Source organism: Guptibacillus algicola, assembly GCF_020171805.1.
GTDB classification, from domain to species: domain Bacteria; phylum Bacillota; class Bacilli; order Bacillales; family Guptibacillaceae; genus Guptibacillus; species Guptibacillus algicola.
On record NZ_JAIVAF010000004.1, the window covers coordinates 278650 to 305188 of the forward strand.

30 protein-coding genes are annotated in these 26539 nt (G+C 40.8%); 11 read left to right on the forward strand and 19 right to left on the reverse strand.

What is annotated here, in order from left to right:
- Positions 1-105: 105 nt before the first annotated feature.
- From LCM09_RS15490 to LCM09_RS15500, 3 genes are read left to right on the forward strand one after another with little or no spacing between them, the layout of a single operon-like run.
- Positions 106-1254 (forward strand): NAD-dependent epimerase/dehydratase family protein, encoded by a 1149-nt coding sequence (locus tag LCM09_RS15490; RefSeq protein ID WP_224883764.1) that lies wholly within the window; start codon positions 106-108, stop codon positions 1252-1254.
- Positions 1255-1284: 30 nt separating this feature from the next.
- Positions 1285-2433, forward strand: coding sequence for a glycosyltransferase family 4 protein (locus LCM09_RS15495; protein ID WP_224883766.1), 1149 nt, complete (start codon positions 1285-1287; stop codon positions 2431-2433).
- 14 nt (positions 2434-2447) lie between these two features.
- Entirely contained in the window at positions 2448-2918 is a 471-nt protein-coding gene (locus LCM09_RS15500; protein ID WP_224883768.1) for a GtrA family protein, read from the forward strand.
- A 108-nt stretch (positions 2919-3026) separates the two neighbouring features.
- Here the strand turns inward: LCM09_RS15500 and LCM09_RS15505 are convergent, their stop codons facing one another.
- Together LCM09_RS15505 and LCM09_RS15510 are read right to left on the reverse strand one after the other, a co-directional pair.
- Positions 3027-3548, reverse strand: coding sequence for a GNAT family N-acetyltransferase (locus tag LCM09_RS15505; protein ID WP_224883770.1), 522 nt, complete (start codon positions 3546-3548; stop codon positions 3027-3029).
- Between the two features lie 98 nt (positions 3549-3646).
- A complete protein-coding gene (locus tag LCM09_RS15510) occupies positions 3647-4471 on the reverse strand; it encodes a DUF368 domain-containing protein (protein ID WP_224883771.1) in 825 nt (274 codons plus the stop codon).
- Positions 4472-4716: 245 nt separating this feature from the next.
- Between LCM09_RS15510 and LCM09_RS15515 the strand changes: the two genes are divergently transcribed.
- Entirely contained in the window at positions 4717-5601 is an 885-nt protein-coding gene (locus LCM09_RS15515; protein ID WP_224883773.1) for a DMT family transporter, read from the forward strand.
- A gap of 48 nt (positions 5602-5649) precedes the next feature.
- Here the strand turns inward: LCM09_RS15515 and LCM09_RS15520 are convergent, their stop codons facing one another.
- Together LCM09_RS15520 and LCM09_RS15525 are read right to left on the reverse strand one after the other, a co-directional pair.
- Positions 5650-6024, reverse strand: coding sequence for a gamma-glutamylcyclotransferase family protein (locus LCM09_RS15520; protein WP_224883775.1), 375 nt, complete (start codon positions 6022-6024; stop codon positions 5650-5652).
- A gap of 54 nt (positions 6025-6078) precedes the next feature.
- The gene (locus tag LCM09_RS15525; RefSeq protein ID WP_224883777.1) at positions 6079-7800 is read right to left on the reverse strand and encodes a pyruvate oxidase; all 1722 of its coding nucleotides are present in this window, start codon (positions 7798-7800) and stop codon (positions 6079-6081) included.
- A gap of 160 nt (positions 7801-7960) precedes the next feature.
- On the opposite strand from LCM09_RS15525, the gene LCM09_RS15530 reads away from it, so the two are divergent.
- From LCM09_RS15530 to LCM09_RS15540, 3 genes are all read left to right on the forward strand, one after another.
- Positions 7961-8338, forward strand: a complete 378-nt coding sequence (locus tag LCM09_RS15530) for a thiol-disulfide oxidoreductase DCC family protein (protein WP_224883779.1) — start codon at positions 7961-7963, stop codon at positions 8336-8338.
- A 77-nt stretch (positions 8339-8415) separates the two neighbouring features.
- Complete coding sequence (locus tag LCM09_RS15535; RefSeq protein WP_224883781.1) at positions 8416-9033, forward strand: NUDIX hydrolase; 618 nt, start codon at positions 8416-8418, stop codon at positions 9031-9033.
- A 29-nt stretch (positions 9034-9062) separates the two neighbouring features.
- Entirely contained in the window at positions 9063-9854 is a 792-nt protein-coding gene (locus LCM09_RS15540) for a helix-turn-helix domain-containing protein (RefSeq protein ID WP_224883784.1), read from the forward strand.
- On the opposite strand, the gene LCM09_RS15545 is transcribed toward LCM09_RS15540, so the two are convergent.
- The 6 genes from LCM09_RS15545 to LCM09_RS15570 form a co-directional block, all read right to left on the reverse strand.
- Complete coding sequence (locus LCM09_RS15545) at positions 9798-11027, reverse strand: MFS transporter (RefSeq protein WP_224883786.1); 1230 nt, start codon at positions 11025-11027, stop codon at positions 9798-9800. The two genes, LCM09_RS15540 and LCM09_RS15545, sit on opposite strands and share 57 nt — an antisense overlap.
- Before the next feature lie 78 nt (positions 11028-11105).
- On the reverse strand, positions 11106-11465 hold the full coding sequence (locus tag LCM09_RS15550; RefSeq protein ID WP_224883788.1) for a YdbC family protein: 360 nt from the start codon (positions 11463-11465) through the stop codon (positions 11106-11108).
- Positions 11466-11480: 15 nt separating this feature from the next.
- Positions 11481-12041: a DNA-3-methyladenine glycosylase I gene (locus tag LCM09_RS15555; RefSeq protein WP_224883790.1), complete on the reverse strand. Its 561-nt coding sequence runs from the start codon at positions 12039-12041 to the stop codon at positions 11481-11483.
- A 130-nt stretch (positions 12042-12171) separates the two neighbouring features.
- Positions 12172-12771 carry an adenylyl-sulfate kinase gene (gene cysC, locus LCM09_RS15560; protein ID WP_224883792.1) on the reverse strand — a complete coding sequence of 200 codons (600 nt, stop codon included), beginning with the start codon at positions 12769-12771 and terminating at the stop codon, positions 12172-12174.
- A gap of 37 nt (positions 12772-12808) precedes the next feature.
- Entirely contained in the window at positions 12809-13936 is a 1128-nt protein-coding gene (sat, locus tag LCM09_RS15565; RefSeq protein WP_224883794.1) for a sulfate adenylyltransferase, read from the reverse strand.
- 142 nt (positions 13937-14078) lie between these two features.
- Complete coding sequence (locus LCM09_RS15570) at positions 14079-14858, reverse strand: hypothetical protein (protein ID WP_224883796.1); 780 nt, start codon at positions 14856-14858, stop codon at positions 14079-14081.
- Positions 14859-15068: 210 nt separating this feature from the next.
- Here LCM09_RS15570 and uptA point away from each other — a divergent pair, with 210 nt between their 5' ends.
- Positions 15069-15665 carry an undecaprenyl phosphate transporter UptA gene (gene uptA, locus LCM09_RS15575; RefSeq protein ID WP_224883798.1) on the forward strand — a complete coding sequence of 199 codons (597 nt, stop codon included), beginning with the start codon at positions 15069-15071 and terminating at the stop codon, positions 15663-15665.
- On the opposite strand, the gene LCM09_RS15580 is transcribed toward uptA, so the two are convergent.
- Genes LCM09_RS15580 through LCM09_RS15590 form a run of 3 tightly spaced genes read right to left on the reverse strand, consistent with a single transcriptional unit; the run spans position 15662 to position 17112 of the window.
- Entirely contained in the window at positions 15662-16186 is a 525-nt protein-coding gene (locus LCM09_RS15580) for a GNAT family N-acetyltransferase (RefSeq protein WP_224883800.1), read from the reverse strand. The two genes, uptA and LCM09_RS15580, sit on opposite strands and share 4 nt — an antisense overlap.
- A gap of 13 nt (positions 16187-16199) precedes the next feature.
- Positions 16200-16607, reverse strand: coding sequence for a GNAT family N-acetyltransferase (locus LCM09_RS15585; protein WP_224883808.1), 408 nt, complete (start codon positions 16605-16607; stop codon positions 16200-16202).
- A gap of 16 nt (positions 16608-16623) precedes the next feature.
- Positions 16624-17112: an NUDIX domain-containing protein gene (locus LCM09_RS15590; RefSeq protein ID WP_224883810.1), complete on the reverse strand. Its 489-nt coding sequence runs from the start codon at positions 17110-17112 to the stop codon at positions 16624-16626.
- A gap of 125 nt (positions 17113-17237) precedes the next feature.
- Between LCM09_RS15590 and LCM09_RS15595 the strand changes: the two genes are divergently transcribed.
- Complete coding sequence (locus LCM09_RS15595) at positions 17238-17522, forward strand: hypothetical protein (RefSeq protein ID WP_224883812.1); 285 nt, start codon at positions 17238-17240, stop codon at positions 17520-17522.
- A gap of 30 nt (positions 17523-17552) precedes the next feature.
- On the opposite strand, the gene LCM09_RS15600 is transcribed toward LCM09_RS15595, so the two are convergent.
- The 3 genes from LCM09_RS15600 to LCM09_RS15610 all read right to left on the reverse strand — a co-directional run bounded on the left by LCM09_RS15600 (position 17553) and on the right by LCM09_RS15610 (position 21153).
- Positions 17553-19247 carry a M3 family oligoendopeptidase gene (locus tag LCM09_RS15600; protein WP_224883814.1) on the reverse strand — a complete coding sequence of 565 codons (1695 nt, stop codon included), beginning with the start codon at positions 19245-19247 and terminating at the stop codon, positions 17553-17555.
- A 221-nt stretch (positions 19248-19468) separates the two neighbouring features.
- The gene (locus LCM09_RS15605; RefSeq protein ID WP_224883816.1) at positions 19469-20392 is read right to left on the reverse strand and encodes a DMT family transporter; all 924 of its coding nucleotides are present in this window, start codon (positions 20390-20392) and stop codon (positions 19469-19471) included.
- Between the two features lie 35 nt (positions 20393-20427).
- Positions 20428-21153: an MOSC domain-containing protein gene (locus tag LCM09_RS15610; RefSeq protein WP_224883818.1), complete on the reverse strand. Its 726-nt coding sequence runs from the start codon at positions 21151-21153 to the stop codon at positions 20428-20430.
- A 145-nt stretch (positions 21154-21298) separates the two neighbouring features.
- Between LCM09_RS15610 and LCM09_RS15615 the strand changes: the two genes are divergently transcribed.
- Positions 21299-21481: a hypothetical protein gene (locus LCM09_RS15615; RefSeq protein WP_224883820.1), complete on the forward strand. Its 183-nt coding sequence runs from the start codon at positions 21299-21301 to the stop codon at positions 21479-21481.
- Here LCM09_RS15615 and abc-f read toward each other — a convergent pair.
- Positions 21478-23145: a ribosomal protection-like ABC-F family protein gene (abc-f, locus tag LCM09_RS15620; RefSeq protein ID WP_224883822.1), complete on the reverse strand. Its 1668-nt coding sequence runs from the start codon at positions 23143-23145 to the stop codon at positions 21478-21480. The two genes, LCM09_RS15615 and abc-f, sit on opposite strands and share 4 nt — an antisense overlap.
- A gap of 486 nt (positions 23146-23631) precedes the next feature.
- On the opposite strand from abc-f, the gene LCM09_RS15625 reads away from it, so the two are divergent.
- Positions 23632-25380, forward strand: coding sequence for an N-acetylmuramoyl-L-alanine amidase (locus LCM09_RS15625; protein ID WP_224883824.1), 1749 nt, complete (start codon positions 23632-23634; stop codon positions 25378-25380).
- 49 nt (positions 25381-25429) lie between these two features.
- Here the strand turns inward: LCM09_RS15625 and LCM09_RS15630 are convergent, their stop codons facing one another.
- Positions 25430-25858: an OsmC family protein gene (locus tag LCM09_RS15630; RefSeq protein WP_224883826.1), complete on the reverse strand. Its 429-nt coding sequence runs from the start codon at positions 25856-25858 to the stop codon at positions 25430-25432.
- A complete protein-coding gene (locus tag LCM09_RS15635; RefSeq protein ID WP_224883828.1) occupies positions 25855-26424 on the reverse strand; it encodes a TetR/AcrR family transcriptional regulator in 570 nt (189 codons plus the stop codon). Before LCM09_RS15635 ends, LCM09_RS15630 begins: the two co-directional genes overlap by 4 nt.
- Positions 26425-26539: the final 115 nt, after the last annotated feature.

Here is a 26539-nt window from a genome sequence, read left to right on the forward strand (position 1 = left end):
AATTAGGGGTCCTTAGTTGAATCAGCACATGATGAGTGCTATCGTAAATTGTGATATAGCAAGCATTTCAGTACAAAATTGACCATTGTGATGGAGGTAAAATGTATGAGAATTATTGTTGCAGGTGGAGATGGTTTTTGCGGATGGCCAACAGCGCTTTATTTATCAAAGCAAGGGCACGACGTAACCATCTTAGATAACATGGTGCGTCGTAAATGGGACGAAGAACTTCGCTCTAACTCACTTACACCTATTTTGTCCTTAGAAGAACGCGTAAAACTCTGGAAAGAAAAGAGTGGTAAAAGCATCCAGATCTACGATTGCGATTTGATGCACTACGATTTTCTTAAAGAGATCTTCAAACAAGTTGAGCCTGAAGCATTCGTTCACTTTGCTGAGCAACGCTCTGCTCCATACTCTATGATCGACAGAGAACATGCTGTATTTACGCAAACAAATAACGTTGTTGGTAATTTGAACGTATTATATGCCATCAAAGAAGTAACACCTGACTGTCATTTAATAAAATTGGGCACAATGGGCGAATACGGTCAGCCTAATATAGATATTGAAGAAGGATACATAAAGATCGAACATAAAGGTCGCGAAGACGTTCTTCCATTTCCAAAGCAACCAGGCTCGTTCTACCACTTATCGAAAGTGCATGATAGCCATAATATCCAATTCGCATGCAAGATTTGGGGAATTCGAGCAACTGATTTAAATCAAGGTATCGTTTACGGGCTGCATACAGACGAAGCTAATCTAGATGAAGGATTGATTAATCGCCTAGATTACGATGGTGTATTTGGAACAGCTCTTAACCGATTCATCATCCAAGCAGCAATCGGACATAACTTAACGGTTTATGGTTCAGGAAAACAAACGAGAGCATTCCTTAATATTCAGGATACGATCCGCTGCGTTGAAATCGCTGCTGAAAACCCTGCTGACAAAGGCGAATTTCGAGTGTTTAACCAGTTCACAGAAGAATTTTCTGTGCTTGAATTAGCTGAAAAAGTTCAGCGAGTAGCAGAGTCCAAAGGGCTTGATATTACGATCGACCACATTGAGAATCCACGTGTAGAGAAAGAAGAGCACTATTATCATGCAGTTAACACAAACTTGATCGACCTTGGTCTTGAACCTTGTTTATTAACTGATGAACATATCTCGAATACGCTTGATACGGCGCTAAAATACAAAGATCGCGTTCTTAAAGAAAACGTACTTCCTAATGTTACTTGGAAGTAAGACGAAGCCAAAACAAATAGAGGTGTAACTATGAAAATTTCCATCGTAACTGAAACATTCCTCCCCTCAACAGATGGAGTCGTAACCCGATTGCGTGCTTCCATCGATTATTTAATCGATCAAGGACATGAAATCCAAGTGATTGCTCCAGATTTAGGGGTACAAAGCTATAGGAATATTCGTTTCGATGGGGTTCAGCCTCGGACATTTTTCCTGTACAAGCACCGGAAATTTGGAATGCCAACAAGACAAATCAAAACATATCTAGAAGACTTCAACCCTGATCTCGTACATGTCGTAAACCCTGCATTTATGGGGTATTCAGGAATTAAATATGGCAAAAAGCTAGGCGTCCCACTCATTGCCTCTTATCATACACATGCTCCAAAATATGCAGATCATTATAAAGTTCCATGGGCAGAGCCACTTCTTTGGTGGCACTTTAGAAGGATGCACAACCAAGCTGACTTGAACCTATGTACATCTCAAGCTATTTTAGAAGAGCTCAATGAACAGAACTTTTACAATGTCCATTTATGGAAGCGAGGCGTAGATACAGAACGTTTTAACCCAGAGTTACGAGATGAGTCGATGAGAGAGCGATTGACTGAAGGTAATCCTGACAAAACACTTCTTTTATTTGTTGGACGACTTGCTTTTGAGAAAGAAATCGACACGCTCATCCCCATGTTAGAAGAGAAGCAAGACGCTCATCTCGCAATCGTTGGAGATGGTCCATACCGAGAACAGCTAGAAAAGAATTTCTCACACCTTAACAATGTGACCTTCACAGGGTTTATGCACGGAGAAGAATTAGCAACCGCTTATGCGTCATCAGATGCGTTCATGTTTCCATCAACAACGGAAACACTAGGACTCGTTATTCTAGAAGCAATGGCAAGCGGTCTCCCCGTTGTCGCAGCAGCGTCTGGTCCGACGAACGAACAAGTCGACGATGGTGCTACAGGACTTCTCTACCGCTCAGGTGAAGACGGAAACTTGACCGAGACTATCGCTCGATTAGAAGATAAGAATCTTCAGCAGCAAATGTCCAAACGCGCTTTCTCTCATTCACGCGCATTTGGTTGGCATGGTCCTGCAAAGCAGCTTCTCGATATTTATGAATCCGCTCTAGACGTAAAGCAGGAACAAGAAGAAGGACAGCAGGCGGTCCAATAGATAGAGGTAAAAACATGAAACAGAGTCAGAAAGGAAAAGGTTCAAAGCAGGTGATAAGCTTTAGTGCGATCGGTATTATGAACGCACTTGTAGATATAGGAGCGCTAAACCTGCTCATGCTGTTATTTCCAACAGATGATCGAATCCAGCTCATTTCCTATAACACAATTGCATATACTCTTGCGATCACGAACAGCTACTTTTGGAATGCGAAGCTAACCTTTCCATCTAAAGCCATCCACGATCGTAAACAGATCGTCCTGTTTATTGTGCAGGCTGTTATTGCACTTGCGGTCAGTAACCTCGTATTTTATGGCGCTTTGTACCTGTTTGACCTCGAATGGATATCTATTGCGAATTATATCGAACGAAATATAGCGAAGGGATTAGCAATGTTTCTATCCTCTGCTTCAAGCTTCTTTATGATGAAGCACATTGTATTCCCCCGGACTCACCGGTCCCCTGGGCAAGAACGAAGTCGCTAACCAAAAAACAAGCGAATCCATAATCGGATTCGCTTGTTTTTAATTGTCCTAGTCAAACACTACGATGCTCGCTTTATTAAGGGGCTTAACTTTTTTATAACAATTCCTCTACACGTACTTTTCCATCCTAATATCTGCCCACATCTTCCCTTTCCAATATGTAAAATCCTCTAATCGAGCAATCTCTTTATATCCTAATCGTTTATACAAATGCTGTGCCCTTGTATTGAACTCAAACACGCCAAGTTCAATTCTCTTTAATCCATCTTTCTTTATTTGCTCTTCTAAGTAGCTCATTGCTTCAAAGCCGACGCCTTGACCACGAGCCTCATCTTCCCCAATCGTTATTCCGATCCAAGCTGTTTTCGGTACTTTCTTAAAGAGATGACTAGGGTCAACCATATAATTCATTTCTCCTACAACCTGATCATTGAAGTAAATCAAATAAATATGTAGGTAATTCAATCGCTCTGTTATATCGATCATCGTTATTTTCCTGCGCCGATCAAATTCTTCGGCATTCTTATTCGGTCGAATTAACGGTACTAAAGAACGATCATTTTCCCATCTATTATACATATCAACAAGAACAGTTGTTGGATGTTCAATTTTACTAAAATGTATTTTCATGTGCGTCTCCTTCCTTACCATCATTATGCTTCTTCAAATGATTCCATATATGCTTAGTATTTTCCTCCCTCGAAAAAACAGACAGCTTTCACTGTCTGTTACGTTTGTTTATGCTCGATTCTTCCTAACAAGAATGCTGCTCCAATACCAAGGAGGAATGTCATGATACTTGCAATGGCAATGCCTGAATCAGATTTAAATCCTGGGTAAAGAACGACCACTGAACCTGTCACAAGCCCGATCATAACCGCATACGTTGAAACCGTGTATTTGCTCAACAGTAATGAAATAGCTTTACCCGTTAAACTTAATCCTACTATGATTCCCGCCCCTACAGTCAAAATAAGAGGGATTTGGAATGAGGATAATCCATGTATAACCGTTTGATAAGACCCAAGCAATAGCAGTACGAATGAACCACTTACGCCAGGCAGAATCATGGCAGTACTAGCAAGCCAGCCTGAAAAGAATAGTGTCACATAATCCTTAAGCTGTAACGCTTCTTTTACAGTTCCTGAGTCCCCTCCTTTGAATACGACCGTAAAAGCAATCAATACCGCCGCAATCACAAGGAGCATATAGTGAACCGGTTTAAATGTTTTCTTAAATTCCACCGTTTTCAATAAGAATGGAATAACCCCAATGATCAATCCAATAAAAAAGTAAAATGTAGGCTGTGGATAGTTGTTTAAAAGCTTTTCCATCACCTTACTTACTAATATGATCGCAAGAACCACTCCGATGAGCAAAGGAATAAAGAAGCCAAGTTCCTTCTTCCAATTCTTACTCATCAGTCCATTGATTCCGCTGATCAAACGTTTATAAATCCCAAGTACCATCGCTATCGTTCCGCCACTAACACCAGGAATCAAATCACTGATTCCCATTAACAGCCCTCTATATATATTCTTCCATCTAAACATCTCATACTTCTCCTTTAATCTATCTATGTAATAGTTCCTTACCCTCCAAGCATGCAATCATAACCCTCAAGGAGAGTTAGCTTTGGTTTTTACTCGTCACAATCGGTTATCCTAATCCTACACGTATCCATTCGAAACAAATCATCTTTTTCTGCCTACACAAAAATGCCATCAGTTGATTATCTACCGCCATATACAGTAAAGTGATAGAGGTGATTTTTGATTTTATACACTGGAGGAATTTGATGAGTGATCGAAATAAAGGCATCCTTTTGTTACTCGTTTCATCGTTCGGTTTTGCGATGATGGCGGCTTTTGTCAAGCTTTCAGGTGACTTACCAACGGTACAAAAGACGATGTTTCGTAACGCAGTATCAGCAGTCATATCATTTGGTTTTGTTATGTACTACAAAGAACGGTTATTTGGTAAGAAAGAAAATCAGAAATTCTTACTCCTACGTTCATCACTTGGAACGCTCGGAATTCTTTTCTATTTTTATGCGATCGACCATCTTGTTCTATCAGATGCAGATATGCTAAACAAGCTAAGTCCCTTTCTGCTCATAATCTTTTCTGCACTATTCCTGAAAGAGCGTGCGAGGACGTTTCAGATTGTGGCGATTATCATTGCATTCATTGGTACATTATTGATCATTAAACCGCAATTCTCTATTGAAACCATCCCATATATTTCAGGGTTATTATCTGCGGTATTTGCTGCAGGAGCGTATACCGTTCTTCGCGTTCTTGGCCAAAAGGAGAAGTTTTATACGGTCGTCTTTTATTTTTCATTCTTCTCAACGGTTGTTTTACTACCTTTCGTCATTATGTTTTATGAACCGATGGAAACGAGACAGCTCATATACCTTCTTCTTGCAGGAGTCTTTGCAACACTTGGTCAGTTTGGAATTACGATGGCATATAAATTTGCCCCAGCAAGAGAGATCTCGATCTTCTTCTATTCAACCGTCGTCTATTCAGCACTGATCAGTATCGTCCTATTTGGACAAGTACCTGACCTACTGAGTATACTTGGTTATATTATCATCTTCTCCGCTTCGTTCTACATGTTTTTACGGAATAATCATGAAGCGAAGATTGAGAAAAGAGCCTTTCGAACATCAGATTAAACAACAGGTAGCGTCTATTTCAGGGCGCTACCTGTTTTGTTATCCTTCTCACCTATATATCACCCAATCACCGCTATCGATTTGTCCAAACGACGATGACCTCGTTTTCATAATATACGTGATTGCATCGTACGTCTTTTCTTTGGAATGAACGGTTTGGATCACTCTGTCATAAAGGTTTGCACTTCGTCCTTCTTGAAATCCTTCAAGCACATCAATACGTGAAAGATACGTGTCGTCCACTTCATAGATTTCTCCATATACAACATGTTCACTTGATCCAAACATCGCAGGATATCCTGCACCCGTGTCATACAATGCTCCACTTGTCCAACTATACTCTTCAAGTAATGTTGCGCCTTCGATCACATGGTGATTGCTTTCTCCTTTTCGTAACGTTCCATACACAAAAACAATATGCATGAAAATGACCCTCCTATAAATAAAGCCCGCCTTCCTAGGGCGGACTTTGTATCCTTAGAAAATACGCTTCAACGCTTTCTTAAGCGGTGGCATGTCGAGCTCTTGCTCCTTGAACGCTTTCTTCAACATGTATTTTGAATAACTTGATGCTTGCTCATACGTTACTTTCCCAGGAAGAGGTGCTTGGTCTTCTATCACAATATCTACAATAGCAGGTTTTGTAGATTTAGCCGCTCTTTCAAGAGCTGGTAACAGTTCCTCGTGTTTCTCAACACGGTACCCTTCTCCACCTGCTGTATGAGCGAAAGCTGCGAAGTCAAAGTCTTTTAGCTCTGTTTCATAATCAAGGTTCCCTATTGCTTGCTGCTCGTATTTAATCATTCCGAGACGTTCATTGTTGAAGATAACGACCATCATAGGCAGCTGATATTTTACAGCCGTTAAGAAGTCCTGCATCACCATGGAGAATCCTCCGTCTCCACAAATCGCTACTGCTTGACGCTCTGGGTGAGCAATTTTTGCTGCAATCGCACCTGGTAGACCGCACCCCATCGTCGCCATCCAGGACGAAAGAATGAACTTCTGGTTTGTTACACGAAAGTGTCGCGCCGTCCAGACTGTAACATTACCAACATCCACTGAAAGAACCGCATCATCTTCAACGACTTTCTGAAGCTCAGGCATGATTTCTTGTGGTTTGATCGGTGTTGATCGCTCAGATTCAATACTTTCTAAATGAGACCACCAATTCTTCATATTCTCCTGACACTTTTCTATAAAGTCTCTGTCTTCTTGGTAGTGACTATTTTCAGCTAAGTGGGAGAGCGTCCACTTCGCATCCCCAATTAATCCTACCGTCACAGGATACCGTTTTCCAATTTGTGTCGGCTCGATATCAAGCTGAATCGCCTTAGCATCATCAGGTAAATAGTCGCGGTAAGGGAACGAAGTACCTACCATGATAAGAAGATCTGTTTCTTCCATCGCCTCGTAAGCAGGTTTTGTTCCAATTTGACCGAGTTGCCCTAAGTTATATGGATGGACATCTGGAATCGTCCCCTTGCCTGGGAGGCTAAGAATAATCGGTGCAGCTACCTTCTCAGCGAACTGTAAAAGTTCTTCTCTTGAATGCTTAGCACCCTTCCCTGCTAAAATTACTGGTCTCTTTGCTTCGTTCACTAGCTGTAGTGCTTCTTGCAAGTTTGAAGGATCGGGATGAACAACAGCTTGTGAACGTATAAGTGATGTATTCTTAACTTTTTGCTTCACTTTTTCAGCTGCAAGGTCATCAGGAATCGTAAGGATAGCTACCCCTTTCTTCTCAACAGCAGTTCGAATCGCCTGATTTGTTATGTCAGGTAAAGATTCTGCTGATTGTACGCGCTTATTAAAAACAGCTACATCGTCAAACATCCGCTCGAGATTCACTTCCTGAAACTGATCGGTTCCTACTTGGGTACTATCAACTTGGCCTGCGATTACAAGAACAGGCGCCCCATCAGCTTTTGCATCATAAAGACCGTTAAGGAGATGGATCGCACCAGGACCTGCTATCGATAAGCAAACGCCAATCTTACCAGTTATTTTTGCATATGAAGCAGCTGAAAGCGCACCAACTTCCTCATGACGAACCTGAATGAATTTCATGCGATCTTCTGAAGATCGAAGATTATCTACAAAGTGATTGATCGAATCACCCGGAAGGCCGTAAACATGGTCAACTCCCCAATCAGATAGTGTATCTACAAGAATTTCTCCTGTACTTTTATCAAACATTATTATTCCTCCTCCGCATCATCTCATAATGATTCACCTTCCCTTTTCGTGATCATACGAAACTTTTTTACTACGTAAGAGGGTTCTATTGTTTAATATCCTTCAATAAAGTGAAATGTATAGAATAGGAACTGAAAATTCTAATTGGGAGGCTCCCCTTATGAAACATCTCGTATTTTATGACGCTGAATGTCCTTTCTGCTTTAATCTGAAGAAGATTCTTCAAAAGCTTGACTGGAGAGGGCAGGTTGAATGGATAGCTGTTCAAGAAGTAGAAAACAATCCAGAAGCTTATCCCTACATGCAATATCGCCATGATCTTATGTATGATGAAATACATATGCTGACGGCATCTGGCCGCTTATACTCAGGCTTTTCTACAGTCAGAAGGCTGTTCCTTGCATTGCCGATTACAATTCCATTGAGCTTATTTCTATATTTACCATTCCTTGACCGTATCGGAGCACCATTATATAAATGGTTTTCAACTCATCGATACGAATGGTTTGGACGTTACCCTGAACCTGTTTATGATTGATTTCATAAGCAGGTTTTTTTCTTTGTTTCTCGAATTAGGTTGATGTAAGAGGAAACCATCACAAAAGGAGAACCTACATGAGCGAGAAATGGTTAGACTGGGCAAAGGAATTGCAATCTATTGCCCAAGCAGGGTTAACGTATACGAAAGATCCGTACGACTATGAGCGTTATGTGGAACTGCGTAAACTAAGTACCGAAATTATGAACACGTACACAGAATATGACATGAACATGATCGAAAACCTATTCGCGAACGAGACCGGCTACCAGACGCCGAAAGTCGACATTCGCGCTGCAGTCTTTCAACACGGTGAACTTTTACTCGTTCAAGAAAAAGCAGATGGGAAATGGTCACTCCCTGGAGGCTGGGGTGATGTAGGGTATACACCAGCAGAAGTAGCGGTGAAAGAGGTATATGAGGAAACAGGCTACATCGTGAAGGTAGTAAGGCTGCTCGCTGTCCTCGATAAGTCAAAACATCCCCACCCCGCGTCTCCATACCATACATACAAAATTATTTTCCAATGTGAAATCGTTGGTGGCAGTCCGTCCGAAAGCATCGAAACAAGCGCAAGTGGATTTTTCAACAGAATTAATCTTCCTCCACTTTCCACTGGCAGGACCACCACATCTCAGATTGCCCTTTTGTTCGATTACCTTAATGATCCATCAAAACCGGTCATTTACGATTAACTAGTTCTTATACATAAAGGAGTATAACGATGATTACCCCATACGAGCACGGAATTCTACTGCTACGAAACAATTTACTTCATGAACGAAATTGGCGTAGTGATAACTGCTATAAGTTTATCTATTCGCCTAAAGGTAAAGGTCGCTATGCGACTCAAAGAGGTGACGTTTCGATCAATAAAGGACAGTTCTATCTCCTTAATCCTAACGAACCCCATCAGCAGCTAGAGGTTACAGATGAGAAGTTCTTGATCGAGCTCGATGAATCTCTTTTTCGGAACGTTACCCAGGACCTTTACACGGAGAAAAACCCACCTGAATTTGCCGGAATAAACTATTATCATCCTCAAATCCAACGGTGGGCATCGTTTGTAAGAGAGGCGATACAGGATGCTACTGCAGATGAAGCAACGTATTTCCTTGAACATAGCGTTCCTCAACTTGTTCTTTTACTCATGAAACACGGTCCAGGTTCACATCAAACGAAACTTTCATACCACTCTTCACCTTCACTTAGTAGGGCGATCGAGGCGATTAGAGACGATTATTCAGCGAACTGGTCACTAGCTGAACTCGCTGCACTATGTAATTTATCAAAATATCAATTTGCCCACGTGTTTAAAGAAACTTATGGGATTGCACCTTATTCTTGGTTACAGCTATACCGAATCATCCGGAGCCAGGATGCACTCTATCACTCAGATGATTCGATCTTACAGATCGCCTTGGATTCAGGCTTTACGAACCTTTCCTCCTATAATAAATTATTTAAAAAGCTGTATGGACGAACGCCATCTCACTTTCGCCTTAACCGTAACTAAATAGCCAACACTTGCAGCAACCATTAGACAGCCACTCCCTATCATGAGCGATTGGATAGGGACAAACGCTGCAAGAACCCCAAACAATGCAAGTGAGAGCGTGTTAGCGAGATACAGGAGAACAGCGTTCGTACTAAATCCTCTCCCAAGCATCTCTTCTGGAACGATTGTTTGGAGGATATAGACCCGAGCTAACCCAGCGATTGGAATACCAATTCCAACTAGAATAGCTCCGATTAAGAAATGCTCGACTCCATATAAGACCCCGTAGTAGAGCACGCCTCCTCCCCAGATGAATGAACCGATCATGTATGTACCTAGATTCATCCTTTTAAACAGAAACGGAATAACACTATTAGCAATAATGACAGTTGCACCAAAGACACCTTGAATCATACTAAATACTTCTTCGCTTTTCGTTGTCATTTCTGATAATGCAAGTAACAGTCCAACTTCCCACACCCATGTATTCAGAAAAACGATCATAAAAGTAAACAAAAACAAGTTGCGAATAGACGCATGCTTACTAGCCCACTTACTAAAAGCACCTATCGCACGAATTGCCTTTTTTACTGATTTCACACTAGCATTCTTCACTTCCGTTACATTCACTTTCATTAAACAAAATGAGCTAATTGCATAAGTTAACGCATCGATCGTAAAGAAATGCACAGCCCCGTAAGAAGAAAGAAGCCATATCGCAATAAACGGACTTAGTACTGTTACGCCTCTCCCGAGAGTATCATTTAAACTATTCACGACTGTCCTCTGATCTTCTTCTGTGATAAGCGGAAGTAGTGCACGATGAGCAGGGTTAAAAAAGCAACCGATCGTTTGAATCAGGAAACTAATCGAAAGTAAGTAGAGATAATTCAATCCGTCCAGGTAGTAAAGAAGGACAACTGACCCCACAAGTGGTATCCTCAGTAAATCTAGAAGGATCAACATCCTTTTCTTTTGCACCCAATCAGCAATCACTCCCCCTACCAAACCGAAAATAAGGTATGGTACTGTTTCAGCTATGGCCATTCCTGTCGTTAACGCTTTCGAGCCAGTTAAGTCATAGGCAAGAAACAAGAAAGCCATTCCTGAGAGAACATCACCTAATTTTGAAATCCCTCCACCTAGCAGATAATATCGAATCGTCTTATTTAGAAAAACAGCTTTATACAAACGAACACCTCCTTCTTCAGCATAGTGAATAGGAGGTGTTCATTCTTCTTTTATCTTGCTAACATTCACAGCAAGATTTTATGTACCAATAGACCACTCTTGTTCAAGACTCACGTTTTGTGATTTGAGCCACTCGTTCAATATTGTCTCTCCTTGACCGTCACTATCATCTAAGCGTACTTCGATCTTCTCGATCGTACCTTCTTGACCAGTGCGTTCATAGATGGGGTCGTGGGCGTTCTCCATGAATTCTTTGTAGGAAGGAAGATCATCCCAAGCAGCCGCAATCATCGCTACGTTCTCACGACCCTTTACCCACCCTCCAATTTGAGCGATGAATCCAGGACAGTTCTCAATCGCTTTCCACTGTTCTTGACCAATTGAAAATGTTTCTTCCTGACCACTTCGTACTGTGCAGATTATTTTTTTCAAAAGCATTATGATTGCTCCAATCTATTTCTGATCCGGATGGCGAAAACAGTTCGTAGTATGATCATTCAATAACCCTACAGCCTGCATGAAGCTATAAATGATGACTGGACCTACAAATGTAAATCCTCGTTTCTTCAAATCCTTGCTGATTGATTTACTTAATTCTGACTGCGCAGGAACTTCTTCAGTCGAACGCCACCTGTTGATGACCGGCTCATTATCTACGTACTTCCAAATGTAAGATGAGAAGCTTCCAAACTCCTTTTGTATGCGAAGAAATGCGTTCGCATTTTTCACTGCACCTCGAACTTTCAGCTTGTTTCGAATAATCCCTTCGTTTGCTAACAACTCTTGAATCTTGTCTTCATCATAGCAAGCAACTTTTTCTACATCGAAATGATCAAAAGCTTCTCGGTAGTTTTCACGGCGCTTCAAGATCGTGATCCAGCTCAAACCCGCCTGAGCCCCTTCCAAGATCAGCATTTCAAAAAGTTTCTTGTCGTCATAAACTGGAATTCCCCACTCAAAATCGTGGTATTCGATATAGATCTTTTCATCTGATACCCATCCACATCTACTCATTCTCTTTCCCCTTTCAGCCTAGCTTTTATCTCTACTTTACCTTAGCGATCCTCTAAACAAAACTAACATGCAACACAACAAAAACGCATGTGACCATGCGTTTTAAGCTCTTCTCTATGATTTATTTCGCTTACTGCGCTAATAATCCTTTCGAACGTAAGTAATTCACTAATTGATGCACACAGTCTGGAACACTATAGATTGCTGTATATAGCGTCACGTCAGGTGATTGCGGCGCTTCGTATGGAGCACTTATACCGGTGAACTCTTTAATTTCCCCGGTTCGAACCTTTTCATAAAGGCCTTTTGGATCTCTTTTCTCACATTCTTCTAACGGGCAATCGATATACACTTCAATAAATTCATCCGCTCCTACAAGATTTCTAACCATTTCTCTGTCACTATTGTAAGGCGAAATGAATGCGGTTAGAACAACTGTGCCGCTTTCAACAAAAAGTTTCGCAACTTCACCAACACGCCTTATGTTCTCTTTGCGGTCATCTTCCTGGAATCCTAAATCGGCATTTAAACCGTGTCGTAAATTATCTCCATCTAATAGGAATGTCGAAAGCCCTCTTGAATGCAAAGCTTTTTCTAGTTCATTAGCGATCGTTGACTTCCCAGAGCCTGAAAGCCCAGTGAACCATACAATATAACTTTTATGCTCATGCAAAAGCTGACGATCTTTCTTTTGTATGGAATGACTTTGCCAATGAATATGTTTATCCATCCTTACCCTCCTCTCTGGTGACCAGATGTCATTATCATCAAGAATCTTTCATTCCTTCTATAAGTACATCAATGACTTCCCGTCTACTAAACTCAGGGGGAGGCGTCTTCCCTTTTCGTAACATTTCTCTTACTTTTGTACCTGAGAGAATGAGTTTGTCGCTATCCTCGTGTGGGCATGTTTTATAGGTTGCAATCGCACAACAAACGTTACAATAAAAGGCATGTTCAAAGAAAAGCAGCTCGATCCCTATTTCTTCTTTTGTGAAGTTGCGAAAGATCTCTTGTGCTTCATATGTTCCGTAATAGTCGCCAACTCCCGCATGATCCCGACCTACGATAAAATGTGAGCATCCGTAATTCTTACGAACAATCGCATGAAAGACAGCTTCTTTTGGTCCTGCGTATCGCATAGCTGCAGGAAAACAAGAAAGCAGTGTCCGATCCGATGGATAATAGTTGTTCAAGAGAACTTCATAGCTCTTCATACGCAGATCAGCTGGCACGTCGCCCGCCTTCGTTTCCCCAACTAACGGATGTAGAAGTAACCCATCTACCATCTCTAGTGCACATTTTTGAATATACTCATGTGCCCGATGAACAGGATTCCTCGTTTGAAACCCGACAACTGTGGACCATCCTAACTCTGTAATTTTCGACCTAACCTCAGCAGGTGTTAGCTGATAGTTCGTGAATTGAAGCTCTGGCAACTTCGTAAGAGTGACTGGTCCACTTACGTATATGTTTGACTGTTTCATGAGTCGAGCTACGCCAGGATGGTTCTCATCACGAGTGTTATAGACAGCTTGCGCTTCAAGTTCAAGATTCACCTCATACGTCTCTTCAACCTCCAGCACTCCGTAAACCTGCTCACCATGAATAAGCTTCACTCTCGCTCCATTAGAAAGCTCTTTTTTTAGTTCTTTTCTTATTGGAAGAACAATCGGTAGACTCCACACCGTGCCGTCTTTTAATTTCATTTTCTCTAGCACACTCATATAATCATCACGGCCCATAAACCCATGCAGAGGACTGAACGCTCCGATGCCAATACAGTACAAGTTCGAAAGAGACACTCCGTCTAATTCGACTTCTAGTGTAAGTGAACGATGATCAAAGTCTGGTTCATACCGGTTTATCAATTTCCCTCCATGTGGTTCAATCATCTTTTTTCACGCCCTTGCTTTTAATCAATATAGTTTACTGTATGTAACGAGCGAGAATCTGAAAGGGACAAACTCCTATATAATAGAGTGTATTTTATTAATTGGTCTACTCTTTTTCTCTGAAACGAAAAAAACCTGCCCATTATTGGACAGGTTTCTCATCATTAATCTGATACTTCGGTTTTTTCTCGAGCTTTCTTACTTCCTTCATAAGCTCTTTATACCCTAACCTCGTTAACTCAAAATCTTCGTTAACCATTTCATGCTCTTGCAGTGTTTCTCTTTTTTGCTGAGGAATTTCTTGTGAGATCTCTTGTAACCTTGCATTTAACTCAAGGAAAGAGCTAGATTCGATATCATGCACACCGATTAATTCTGCAACAAGCTTCATATCGGGTGTTTCTTTAATAAACAAGTTTTTCTTCTCATTCACCACTTGCTGAATTTTGTCTTTTAGGACTAGAAGTTCCTGTTTAATACGGTTGCTGTCGGTTTCTTTTTGCCTTAATTGTTCACGGTACGTCGCTTTTTCTAGCTCATCTAAATCAGCTTTTGTGAGAAGTTCTTCGAAGAGCTGCGTTTTGTCACTATTGATTCTTTCTAATTCAAGTTCCTTCTCTGCTTCCGCAGTGTCATCACGTTCTGAACGCTGCCAATCGAAAGAAAGCTGAGCTTCTGGAACAACGTCCTCTTCGCCGCTTTCTTTCCCTTTAAGTACGCGATCAAAATCTTGAATCTTCTTCACAACATATAACGACACACCTACGCTAAGGCATGTGAGAAATAATCTAAACAAAAAAGGAGAAAAAGCTACTGCGTATAAAAGTAAAATAAATCCTATTATTGAGAGTACTGTTAGTGCTTTTTCCTTACCTGTTTTTGCTTCAAGGGGTTGATCTAACGTACCTAGAAACTTCTTCATGGATGTTAACATCCTAACATTTCACCTCTCTACTTTATTGTCATTCTCGATGAGAACGAACAGTACCCGGATTGCATAGAACCCGGGCAATATATAATTCGTCCTACCCTTATTCTTTATGAGGATCACGACTCAATTAGTAGAATAACTGCTCATCTCCTAAAATACAAATAAGGACAGGGGTCTGAAGGTAAAAAGGAGAGGATTCGATTGGAATCGTTTATCGTTCAATGTTTGAGTTGGTTGCTTACGCTAGGCTATCCTGGGATCGCAATTGCTTTGATGGTTGAAGTGATTCCGAGCGAACTCGTCCTAGCATACGGCGGATATATGGTGTCTAAAGGACATATTCATTTTACTGGGGCTGTCGTTGCTGGAATTATTGGAGGAACGCTCGCTCAGCTTTTCTTATACTGGTTAGGAAGATATGGTGGCCGTTCCTTTCTAGAGAAGTATGGGAAATACATATTCATTTCAAAGAGGCATATGGACCTTGCAGAGAGATGGTTCGAACAGAACGGTGTTAGCGTGATTTTCACCGCTCGATTTATTCCTGTTGTAAGACACGCGATTTCCATTCCAGCTGGCATTGCAAAAATGTCTCTCGTTCGCTTTACACTTTATACCATGCTCGCAATGGTCCCTTGGTCCATATTGTTTCTATATATCGGTTTAAAGCTCGGTAAGAACTGGCAACACATTCACACAGCAGCGAAGATTTATACACTACCTCTAAGTCTAGGCGCTGCCTTCTTCCTAGTTTGCTATTGCCTATTATTAGTGTGGAAGAAACGAAACCACGCTTAATGTTCGCGCGTCCATTCATCAACTGAGAATGCGTATATAAGGGAATTTCTCCACCCATCACGAATAAGGAGGTGGTTTTCAATCACACTTTCTTGGCTCATCCCAATCTTTTCTAGCACTCTACTAGAGCCAATATTCCTCTCGTCACAAGTACCAGTTACCTGGTGAAGGCCAAGATTTTTGAATGAGAAAGTTAAAAGCATGTTTGCTACTTCAGTAGCGATTCCTTTCCCCCACCATTCCGGGGTAAGAATATAGGAGAGTTCACCAGTGCGCATATGAGGATCACGAACATTCACTTCACAAGCACCGATGACCTTATTCTTATTTGTTATGGCATAGGCAAAGCGCGTTCTTGGTGTTTTCTTGGATGCGACGATGATGTCATCTACATAAGCCTTCGAATCAGCAACAGAATTAGGTCCCCATGGCTGGTACTTGCACACTTCATCAAGTGAGGCGTATTGATGAACAGCTTCCCAATCTTCAGAACGGAACTCTCTTAGTTTAATAGATGTCATATCTTCACTCCTTTTAAGTCAGTCTTTTAAGTAAATAATATAAGGTGTGACCTTCTGGATGATTGTCTACTTTTCCGCATACTTCAAACCCTTCGCGTAAATAAAATCCTGGAGCCTGAAAGCTGAATGTATCTAATAACATTAAATGACAGCCTTTTTCTTTCGCGTAAGATTCTATTTTCCGTAATAACTCTCGCCCAAGACCACTACCTCTCTCCCGTTCGTCTACCCACAAAAAATCGATGTGAAGATTACGCCAGAACATCGTACCAGTAATCCCTCCAACGAGGTCATCCCCTTTACGACTAACAAACGTAACCGACTCTAGTGGTGTCTTTACAGAGTCTGGGAGCTTGGACATATTATATTGAATCAGTTTATCTTTCACTTCTTGACTCGCTTCATCTTGTCTTATAATCATGTTCTCTGCCCTTTCATCATTTAAGATTTCGGATCGTTTCTTTTACTGGCAAATGATTATCCTTCTCATATTCAACAGAAACCTCGAACGTCCCTTCCTCAAAAAACTTTGGCAGCCTCCGTTTAAACCAACTTTGCATAGGAAGATCCATCACCTTATGTCGTGAGACCCATTTTAATTCTCCTTCAGGAGGATCAAGTAGTAATTCACCCGAGTACGTTTTCACTAAATAATTGAAGACAATATATCTGTATTTATCCTCTTGAATAATGAATTCGTCTACCCCTTTAAAGATCAGATCTGATTCGCTAACGACCAAACCTGTTTCTTCAAACAACTCCCTCGCCGCACCTTCAGCGAAGCTTTCAGTCATCTCAATCTTTCCACCTGCTCCAATATAACCTGGAAAGCCTGCTTTTGCAGGACGATTTAATAATAGGATTTCATCAGTTTTTTCGTTATGTACAACGACCATCGATAACAACGTTGCTTGTATCGTCTCCATCCAACTCTCCTATCTTTTTCTATTATGCTGTCAGTATATATCATACAGGGTAAGGAACCTATAGATCGGAAGATTTTTTTTGAGTAATATAGGGTATCACTGTAATAGAAGAAGGAGGCGATCGAATGTTAAAAGAAAAAGACTACAAAAAACGTAATAGGACAGACACCAGGTTAATGAACTGGTCTGTACAAAACACGAAAGAAGAAGAATTCCAAGATTCACAAATGGCCATCGTAGAATGCACGTGTACAAATTCGGATGGTGAAGAACTTCAAACGGTTAAGACCTTAGAAATCAATCCAGAACATGAATCATGGGAAGATTGGATGAATGAACTGAAAGAGGAAAGGTTTGAAATCATTCAATGTCCAACATGCAATATCTGGACGATCGATTCTGAGACATGAGAAAGCCCCTCCATTGAGGGGCTCAGGCACTTATGCTTTTAGATCCTTTAATTCATCTGAAACAAACTCCATTAACCCTTCTATCATCGATTCCGAGAAGTCAAAGCTAATTCCAGCAGCTTCATATACTTCTGATAAAGATACAGAACTACCAAGGGATAACGCACGATTGTAATTCTTTAACGTTTCTTCTGGATTTTCTCGGTATTGACGGTACATCTGAATAGCCCCAAGCTGTGCGATCACATACTCGATATAATAAAACGGCACTTCAAAAATATGTAACGTCATCAACCATTTATTTTTAATCCATTCTTCTTCATCACTTCGATCCACGAATGAAGAATCATAGGTCTCAGAAATCTCCATAAACTTATTGTTACGCTCTTCCATTGTATGATTAGGATTTTCATACATCCAGTGTTGGAACTGATCGATAACGATTCCGCTTGGTAAGAAATGAATGATTCCTTCCAATTGCTCCTTTTTCGCACGAAGTAACTCATCGCTATCTTTATACATGATATCCCAATAATCCATTGTTAGTAGTTCCATCGTCATACTAGCAAGTTCAGATGACTCCATCGGCGTATCACGATAGTTTGATAGCATCTGGTTACGCTTAAAGTCATTGTGAATACAGTGCCCCATCTCATGAAGAAGGGTTACAAAATCATCCTGAGAGCTCGTGATATTCATGAAAATGAACGACAGCTCGGAAACAGGAAGGTATTCGCAGAATCCTCCTTGCGCTTTTCCTTTTCGACTTTCTAAATCTAACGCGCTTTTTTCATTCATCTCTAACAAAAGCTCAGAGAAACGGTTCGAAAGCTTCATGAAGATCTCAGATGTCCCTTTTACGAGTTCATCTGTACGATCAAAAGGCTTTAGAGGTTTCTTTCCTAGGGGTACAGCTTTCATATCCCATGGCTTGTAGTCACTAATACCAAGCTCGTTCTGATGTTCTTTTTGTAGCTCTTCTTTTAGAGGTACAACATGCTTTCTTACTGCTTCCGCCAAATCCTTGCAATCATCTGGCGTATAATCAAATCGCTCGTAACGCTTGAACATATAATCACGGTAGTTCTCTAAATTCACATTTTCCGCTTTACGTTGACGAAGCTGAATCAACTGATCCATAATGTCTTGCAAATCGTTTTTCTTTGTTAACAGTGTTGTATAGATCTCATTCATAGCTGTTTTACGGACTTCTCTATCCGATTCTTGCAGGAAAAGTCCCATCTCACTCAGCGTTTTTTCTTCACCTTCATACATGAAAGAAAGGGAGCCTGTGTGCTCAAAGTATTGATTAACTAGCTTATCTTCTTCAATTTCAAGATCAATATTCTTTTCGTTGAAAAGCTCAATCGCATTTTCCTTACTCAATAGAAACTGCTTATAGTAATCTTGATCAAGCTCCAACCGATAAGGGGAGTCTTGAAATTTCTTATCGAAAAGCCCTTCATATCGTTTGATGATCGGTTCTATGTATTCTTGATCATATTCAATTTTCTTTTTCGCTTCTTCACTGCTACTATAGCATTGGAAATCAATATAATGGCCATTCAATCCCTCAGCTATTTCATCCATCAACGTTGACAGACGCAATACCCATTTCTCAAGCTCATCTACTGAAGCTATATTTTCTTGTAATAGCTTTTCAAAACGTTCTTCTAATTGGTCGGGCTTTGTAAAATCAAACCGTTCTACATAAAAAGTACTCAATCTGTCTCCCCCTCTGCAATTCCGTATTAACGCACCTACTAGTTTACCACAGAAAATTCTGACAGTATATGACAGCCTGCGGCGGCAAAAAAAATGGGAGCCCATCCCATGGATGGGTTCCCTCCTGTGTGGAAATCGAAGCAGCCCATCCATGGGACGGGGCTTCATTACTGCTCGTACCCGGTTATGAGTCTGACCTAACGTCAGATTGACTAGAAATATTATCCTTTCAGACTAGAATACGCCTGTTCTCTTCTTCTCATGACGTATTGAACCGTTCCATTTCCTAACATGACACCACATACGATGAGTACGAAACCTAAAATCTGCGGGAGACCGATCTTCTCACCTAAGAAAATCGCTGACCCAATCAAAGCAAAAAACGGAGTTAGATTATTAAATATCGCTACTTCACCCGGCCCTATATGAGAAATCGCTTTGTTATAAAACATATGCCCTAACCCTGTAGCAAGAATTGCTGAGGCAGCGAAAACACTCCATATTGGCCACTCCGATTGTGTAAGGCTATTCAAACCACTTGGTTCAATGACGTACCCTATCATAAATAACGTTGAGGAACCTAGTAGAAGCATCCATCCTGTCATGAGGCGAGACGCAATCGTTTCTGTTCCTTTTTTGATAAAAATGAAGCTGATTGCCTGTGCAACCACTGATAAAAAGACGAATAAGTCTCCCATCGACACAGAGCCTGTCTCGGATTGACCGCTCAACACGACAAATGAAACACCGACGAGAGCGATTAATATACCAGCACCTTTTGAAAACGTCATCTTGTCTTTCAAGAACAGTACTGCAAACAGAGCGGTCATTAAGGGAACTAGTCCCAATATAAGACCCGCATTCGAAGCGGTTGTGCTCGTGAGCCCTACCGCAAGAAAGGAATGGTGGCAAACGACTCCAGTAATCGCACCTCCACCTATATATGCTGCTTCTTTTCGAGAAATCTTTCGAATGTCTTTACCGATAATAACGACTGCGAGAACGACTAATCCAGCTGCGAAAATTCGTATCGATTGCATCATTACTGGGGTAAACGTATTAACCAGTAATTTAATCGCAACGACGTTAAATCCCCATATGACCATGAGTAAAAGCAGCCCACCGTATAATACGAAATTCTTCAAGTTATTCCTTCTTTCTACTAGCAAAATACGACCAGCTATCGACGATCTATCACGTGAACTTCATCCCCAACTTTTATCAAGCCCGTCTCAATAACCCGTAAATAGATGCCAAACTGATTACGATGGTCTTTCACAACTTTTTTTAGTAAATCTGGTTGCCTTGAGCCACTTTCAGGGTCCACCGTAATAATCATGCATCGTTCACATGGACCTGTGACATCAACTTTGACATTGTCTCCAATTTGGAGAGTCTTACCTACCCAGTCCTGTTCCACAAACGCTTCTTGATTCGTTAATGAAACTTGCAGATTAGGACGAAACCTCCGATCGTCGACACTACTTCCATATGATTCAGACAACGCTTGAAGAGAAGCGTCAGTGACCAATAAGAGATTCGCCTCCTCGATTGCTCCGAACGGCACATGTTCTGGATGATAAGAAATGCGTGTAAGCTTTTTGGAAGATCGTCTTTCGATTTCTTCAAGCCACTCCTCATCAGACCATTTATAGGTATGTCCTGACATAGTCGTTACCTTTGGCTCAGGGAACGATTCAAGCGAATCCGGTTCCTCGAAGGACGCTCTGTATGTGACCATGTCAGGAAATTGCGTAATCGTCAAGAAAGATTCGTTTTCATCAAGAAGAGCATGACTTCTATCACCATACAAGCCGTAGTTCATCACTTTCGTTTCATTCACCTTTTGTCCTCGCATCGACTTGACAGGATGACGGGTAATCTCTGAAATCGTACCTACGTGCATTTTGGTATCCTCCTTGCTATTTTCCTTTTCTATGCTCTTTAGTATACCCAGCTAGATAAAATACGATCTTTCATTATTTAACTAGTATAAACATTACTAGATTTGAATAAAACTAGTAATAACAAATAGGAAGGAGATGAGGAAGATGGAAATAAAAGAATATTACTCTATTACGTTATATAACGAAAGCCGTCGAGAAATTTACAAATCCGAGGATGAATATGATAATTTCGAAGAAGCTCACCGGGAAGGCTTCCTGCTTCTCCGTGACAATCCTAAAGCTGACCTCTATTCAATCGATAGGTTCTACGCTGTGGAAGATGTCTAAATCTCTCTTTTTTTCTTCATCAACCTCGCTAGTGTAGCATCTAACTCTTTTATTTTCGGGTCACCGGGAGGCAATACACTGATTTCACTAATAATAGCCGATATACTATTTTCTATAAGCATCCTCTGATCCTCAGTCGTAGGATCAGTTGTGCTTTTTTTCTTTGTTTCGTATTCCGATAACCTCAATTCAACTCTTCGAAACCTTTTCTCATCATGGACGATCAGACGATTACAAATCTTGTCCATGAAATAGTAATCATGAGATACCACGATCACTGTTCCCGAAAATTGCATTATCGTTTCCTCAAACGCTTCTCTTGAAGGTAGATCCAGATGATTGGTTGGCTCATCTAAAATTAATACATCATGTTTGCTCATCAATATACCCGTTAGCTTTATTTTCGTTCTCTCGCCAAGACTCAGCATTCTTATCGGAATAACTTGCCTCGTCCGCTCAAGCCCCATAGACGCTAGAATCGTTTTCGCCTGATAAACGTCGTCCCTTGTGGTATAGCCTAAAGCTTCTATCGCATTCTGTTCTTCAGGTAAATCATGAACATCTTGAGAGAGATAGCCAACTGATAACGAAGGGCTTCGCCATAATTCTCCTTCTGAAGGATTCTTCTCTCCAACAAAGAGCCGTAACAGAGTTGTTTTTCCGCTTCCATTTTCACCAATGATTCCAACTCGTTCTCCTTTTTTTATATAGAAAGAGGTTCTCTCGAAAAGCGTCCGAGCGCTAAATTTCATGGCTAGATCGCTCGCTTCGATGATTCTTTTCCCGTGACCTACATCCTCTTGAAATTGAAAGTGAACCTTTTTCTCGTCCTTTGGTCGCTCTATCCCACTTTCCTCAAGTTTCTTTTCGAGCCGTTTCCTAGTAGATTTCACTTGTTTATCCATCTTCTTGGCTTTCATTCGATAGTATTCTTTCTTTCCTTCTTGCTTTGTAGACTGATTATGTGCCTTTTCTGACCAATTCTCTAACGATGCTAAATGCTTCTCAATTCTTTTCCGTTCATTTTCCTGAACCTGAAAATGATGAAGCTTCGAATCGTACCTTCGCTTCTTCTCAGCTCGATAGTCAGAATAGTTTCCAACGTATTCATGAATCTGTTTCTCTTCTATTTCTAAAATCCTATCTACTGTTTGATCTAAAAAGTAACGGTCATGTGAGATGATGAGGACCGCTCCTTTGAAAGAAGATAATTCACTAATAAGCCAATCGATCCCCTTCAAATCCAAGTGATTTGTCGGTTCATCCAACAAGAGGATGTCAGGCTGTGATGTCCATATTTTTGCAAGAGAGATTTTCAGCTTTTCTCCACCACTCAAATAACTTTCGCTTCCTGTGCAATCAGTTAGCATACCTAATTCCTTCGTTCTCTTCAGAAATTCTCCCTCGACCGCAATTTGTTCATCTGCACCATTCATCTCTGTTGATTGTTGCAAATAACCAACTGAACCCATCACATCAATTGACCCTGTGTCCTGGTCGGTATACCCAGTCAGTATATTCGCAAGAGAAGTTTTGCCTGTTCCATTCGCTCCAACGATTCCAATTCTCTCACCATGTTGAATATCAAGGTTTACTTCCTCAAATAAAATTTTTTCTTCAAATGCCTTCTTCAAATTCCTTACTGATATTACATTATTCATCATAACGCCCCCTAATTTATAAGGGAATTAAAAAACTCCCCAATTCTGGAGAGGCATGTCAGACCTATTCACATACGTTCAATACATGGTTAAGCATTGCTAAATAAGCATGCCAAAACCAAACGAATGGTAAAAAAGGGCAGACTAATCCTATTCTCCAGATTATCAATTTCAATATTCGAAAGTGATCTAGATAAATAAGATTAGTTTTTCATCGCTCCTTAACCATTCCCTCCGTTAGGTATTGAACTCAGTTTAAAGAATTAAAAATATTTAGTCAATCCTTCAAACCCATTTTACTACAAACAAAATTCGATAAAAAACTCGTAATTAGTACAATGGTCTACTAAAAACCCTTAAATCTCCCACCGATATAAACATTATGGCAATACATCGCTACAGTTTTACGAAGAAAAGGGGGATCGGTTTACATACTGTCATCACCATCGTCACTTGCTCAATGGGAAAAGGAATAAATTAGGGGGAATTATGTTGCAAAAGCGTATTATTCTATTTCTAGCGGTCATCGCACTGCTCGTTGGTATTTCTCTACCAAGTGAAACATCGGCTAACGGTAATATGGATCGAATCAGCGGGCAAGACCGAATCAGTACAGCTATTGAGGTATCAAAGAAATCCTGGCCAACTCAACTTACAACATCTGAAAAGGCAGTCATTCTTACACGAGCAGATATGCCATACGACGCACTGGCAAGCTCAGGGTTAGTTGGAGTAAAACAAGCTCCAATCCTACTCACAAACCCAACGCATCTTGACGATCGAGTAGAAAAAGAAATGGATCGTCTGAATGCAAAGAAAGTTTATATTCTAGGTGGAACTGCTGCAATCAGTTCTGGAATAGAAAATAATTTAAAACAACGCTATTCTGTCACTCGCTTAGAAGGATCGAATCGCTTCAGTACTGCAGAAGCAATCAATAAAGCAGCAGGGCTTGATAATTCCACCACAGCCATCGTTGTAAACGGACAAACGGTTGCTGATGCCTTATCAGCATCAAGTGTAGCTGCAATCAAACAGTACCCGATCTACTTAACTACAAAAACAAAAACGCCTTCTCTTCCATCAAGCATCAAAAAAGTTTATTTGGTCGGTGGAGAATCTGTGCTAACAAATTCCGTAAAGACATCTTTAGAACAGCAGGGCAAAAGCGTTACTCGTTTGTATGGAGATGACCGCTTTCAAACGAACCTTGCAATCAATAAAGCATTCTTTTCATCAAGCTCTTCCTATTTAGTGGTGAGAGGGACATCAACTCAAAACGATAGAGAAGATTATCCCGATGCTGTTGCGGCATCTGGATTATCCAAAAAGCTTTCCGCTCCTATCGTGTTATCTCACCATTCTACTGTTGTCTCAGAAGTTGAATCTTACTTAAAGAGCAATGCAAAATCCATTAAGGTGTTAGGTGGAGAAGGAGCACTTCCTTCAAAAGTCGTTGGCTCTTACGAAAGTAAGCAAGCGACTGAAGAAGTCGCTCTTGGTACTGCGGTTGTAACCGCATCAAGCTTGAATGTTAGAACGGCTCCTACTACGGCTGGAACAAGAATTGGAGCTCTTCCAAGACATTCTGAAGTTGCCATTTATGGCTTTGAGGGTGACTGGGTGAAAATCAAATACAGTGGCCAATATGCTTACGTTCATGGTGCCTATCTCCTTATGAAAACAAGTGATGTATTGAACGGTCTTACGATTGTGGTCGACCCAGGACACGGGGACCATGATCCTGGTGCAAGCAGAGGGAATCTTCTAGAGAAAGACATTAACCTCGATGTCTCCACTTACTTAGAGAAGAAGTTAAAGCAAGCAGGAGCAAACGTTGTTATGACTAGAAGAGACGATACTTTCATCGAGCTTGGTGATCGTTCAAAGATGGCAAACAAAATCGATGCTGATTCTTTCATCAGTGTTCACACAAACTCAGGTCCTGAAGCGGCTCACGGTATCGAAACATATTGGTACAGTAAATACAGCTCTGCAGAAAGTAAAGCCCTAGCAGAAAGTATTCAAAAACGCTTGATCGAAGTGACCAATGCTAGAGATCGCGGAGTTAAACATGCTAGCTTCTCTGTTGTGCGAGAATCGACGATGGCGGCTGTTCTTGTAGAGGTTGGATTCTTATCTAATAATGAAGAATACAAACTTTTGTTAAGTCAATCCTACAGAGAACAACTTGCTGATGGTATTTACCAGGGCGTTATCGATTACTACAAAAACTAATAAAAAAAGCGTACATTCCAGATGATCTGGAATGTACGCTTTTTTGTACTTATGCTTTTGTCCAATTAGCAACCATTTCAACATCTGCAGCTTCAAGCGTTGTATACACCGGGCAACGAGAATCTACGATGCGCTGAAGTTCTTGAACACGCTCTTCAGTTTCAGAAGTTTGCACCTGTGCTTCTACGTTGACCTTTTGGAAGTAAGGACGAACGCCTTCTTTCCCCATCATTCCGTTTGGATCAATCTCACCATTAATTGTGAATTCGATTCCTTGTAGGTCGAACTCGATTTCTTTCGCTACAAAGTTAGCAATTGCATTTTCACAACCAGCTAGAGAAGCAAGAAGTGTCGCAAGTGGATTTGCACCTTCGTCAGTACCACCCATTTGTGCAGGTTCATCGATAATGATTTTGTGACCATGAGAAAGACTTTCTGTATTCATACCTTTAGATACTGCTGTAATTTTTTCGATCATTTATAAAACTCCTTATTATTTAAATAGTAAACACGTATAGTGTCTGCAATGTTTCTAAGAATAGTTACATCCTGGTAACTTTTCATTAAAAGAATTCCGCCTTCTAACTGAGCTACAATGGTTTGCGCATGTTTCATTGCATCACCTTCGACAAACTCTTCTAGTGCATCCCGAAGACTCTCGATCCAAGAATGAAGGAGTCCGTTCACCTTCTCCCTAAAGACTTCATCGTGTTCGCTCATCTCAAGAGCAAGATTTCCAAATGGACAGCCGTGCATTTTTGCCTGTGCTTCATGATAATCCACAGCCCAATTCAGCATGGTATCGAGCTTTTGTCGTCCGGTTTGATCTGTATTAAGAATGTTTTTTATCAGATGTTGTTCCCATGTTTCAACAAAGTGATCAACCACAGCAATCCCAAGCTCTCGCTTTGATGAGAAGTAATGATAGAACTGACCTTTTCCGATTTCTGCTTCAGTAAGAATATCTTTAAGGCTTGTACTTTCATAACCTTTAGAATGGATTAATTGAGCAGTCACATTGATGATTTCATCTCTCTTTGTCATAAATATCACCTTCTAATCGTTGTTAAGTCCAACTAGCTGGTGTAATTTTACCATAGGCTCTGACCTATTAGACATGCATCGTCTGCTCATAACAAGAAGGCTGAATCGTATACGT

What these genes read in the sequence shown, in the direction of transcription:
- LCM09_RS15490 (WP_224883764.1), top strand. Translation starts at nt 106, where the DNA reads ATGAGAATTATTGTTGCAGGTGGAGATGGTTTTTGCGGATGGCCAACA.
- LCM09_RS15495 (WP_224883766.1), top strand. Translation starts at nt 1,285, where the DNA reads ATGAAAATTTCCATCGTAACTGAAACATTCCTCCCCTCAACAGATGGA.
- LCM09_RS15500 (WP_224883768.1), top strand. Translation starts at nt 2,448, where the DNA reads ATGAAACAGAGTCAGAAAGGAAAAGGTTCAAAGCAGGTGATAAGCTTT.
- LCM09_RS15505 (WP_224883770.1), bottom strand. Translation starts at nt 3,548, where the DNA reads ATGAAAATACATTTTAGTAAAATTGAACATCCAACAACTGTTCTTGTT.
- LCM09_RS15510 (WP_224883771.1), bottom strand. Translation starts at nt 4,471, where the DNA reads ATGTTTAGATGGAAGAATATATATAGAGGGCTGTTAATGGGAATCAGT.
- LCM09_RS15515 (WP_224883773.1), top strand. Translation starts at nt 4,717, where the DNA reads ATGAGTGATCGAAATAAAGGCATCCTTTTGTTACTCGTTTCATCGTTC.
- LCM09_RS15520 (WP_224883775.1), bottom strand. Translation starts at nt 6,024, where the DNA reads ATGCATATTGTTTTTGTGTATGGAACGTTACGAAAAGGAGAAAGCAAT.
- LCM09_RS15525 (WP_224883777.1), bottom strand. Translation starts at nt 7,800, where the DNA reads ATGTTTGATAAAAGTACAGGAGAAATTCTTGTAGATACACTATCTGAT.
- LCM09_RS15530 (WP_224883779.1), top strand. Translation starts at nt 7,961, where the DNA reads ATGAAACATCTCGTATTTTATGACGCTGAATGTCCTTTCTGCTTTAAT.
- LCM09_RS15535 (WP_224883781.1), top strand. Translation starts at nt 8,416, where the DNA reads ATGAGCGAGAAATGGTTAGACTGGGCAAAGGAATTGCAATCTATTGCC.
- LCM09_RS15540 (WP_224883784.1), top strand. Translation starts at nt 9,063, where the DNA reads ATGATTACCCCATACGAGCACGGAATTCTACTGCTACGAAACAATTTA.
- LCM09_RS15550 (WP_224883788.1), bottom strand. Translation starts at nt 11,465, where the DNA reads ATGCTTTTGAAAAAAATAATCTGCACAGTACGAAGTGGTCAGGAAGAA.
- LCM09_RS15555 (WP_224883790.1), bottom strand. Translation starts at nt 12,041, where the DNA reads ATGAGTAGATGTGGATGGGTATCAGATGAAAAGATCTATATCGAATAC.
- cysC (WP_224883792.1), bottom strand. Translation starts at nt 12,771, where the DNA reads ATGGATAAACATATTCATTGGCAAAGTCATTCCATACAAAAGAAAGAT.
- sat (WP_224883794.1), bottom strand. Translation starts at nt 13,936, where the DNA reads ATGATTGAACCACATGGAGGGAAATTGATAAACCGGTATGAACCAGAC.
- LCM09_RS15570 (WP_224883796.1), bottom strand. Translation starts at nt 14,858, where the DNA reads ATGAAGAAGTTTCTAGGTACGTTAGATCAACCCCTTGAAGCAAAAACA.
- LCM09_RS15580 (WP_224883800.1), bottom strand. Translation starts at nt 16,186, where the DNA reads ATGACATCTATTAAACTAAGAGAGTTCCGTTCTGAAGATTGGGAAGCT.
- LCM09_RS15585 (WP_224883808.1), bottom strand. Translation starts at nt 16,607, where the DNA reads ATGATTATAAGACAAGATGAAGCGAGTCAAGAAGTGAAAGATAAACTG.
- LCM09_RS15590 (WP_224883810.1), bottom strand. Translation starts at nt 17,112, where the DNA reads ATGGAGACGATACAAGCAACGTTGTTATCGATGGTCGTTGTACATAAC.
- LCM09_RS15595 (WP_224883812.1), top strand. Translation starts at nt 17,238, where the DNA reads ATGTTAAAAGAAAAAGACTACAAAAAACGTAATAGGACAGACACCAGG.
- LCM09_RS15610 (WP_224883818.1), bottom strand. Translation starts at nt 21,153, where the DNA reads ATGCACGTAGGTACGATTTCAGAGATTACCCGTCATCCTGTCAAGTCG.
- LCM09_RS15615 (WP_224883820.1), top strand. Translation starts at nt 21,299, where the DNA reads ATGGAAATAAAAGAATATTACTCTATTACGTTATATAACGAAAGCCGT.
- abc-f (WP_224883822.1), bottom strand. Translation starts at nt 23,145, where the DNA reads ATGATGAATAATGTAATATCAGTAAGGAATTTGAAGAAGGCATTTGAA.
- LCM09_RS15625 (WP_224883824.1), top strand. Translation starts at nt 23,632, where the DNA reads ATGTTGCAAAAGCGTATTATTCTATTTCTAGCGGTCATCGCACTGCTC.
- LCM09_RS15630 (WP_224883826.1), bottom strand. Translation starts at nt 25,858, where the DNA reads ATGATCGAAAAAATTACAGCAGTATCTAAAGGTATGAATACAGAAAGT.
- LCM09_RS15635 (WP_224883828.1), bottom strand. Translation starts at nt 26,424, where the DNA reads ATGACAAAGAGAGATGAAATCATCAATGTGACTGCTCAATTAATCCAT.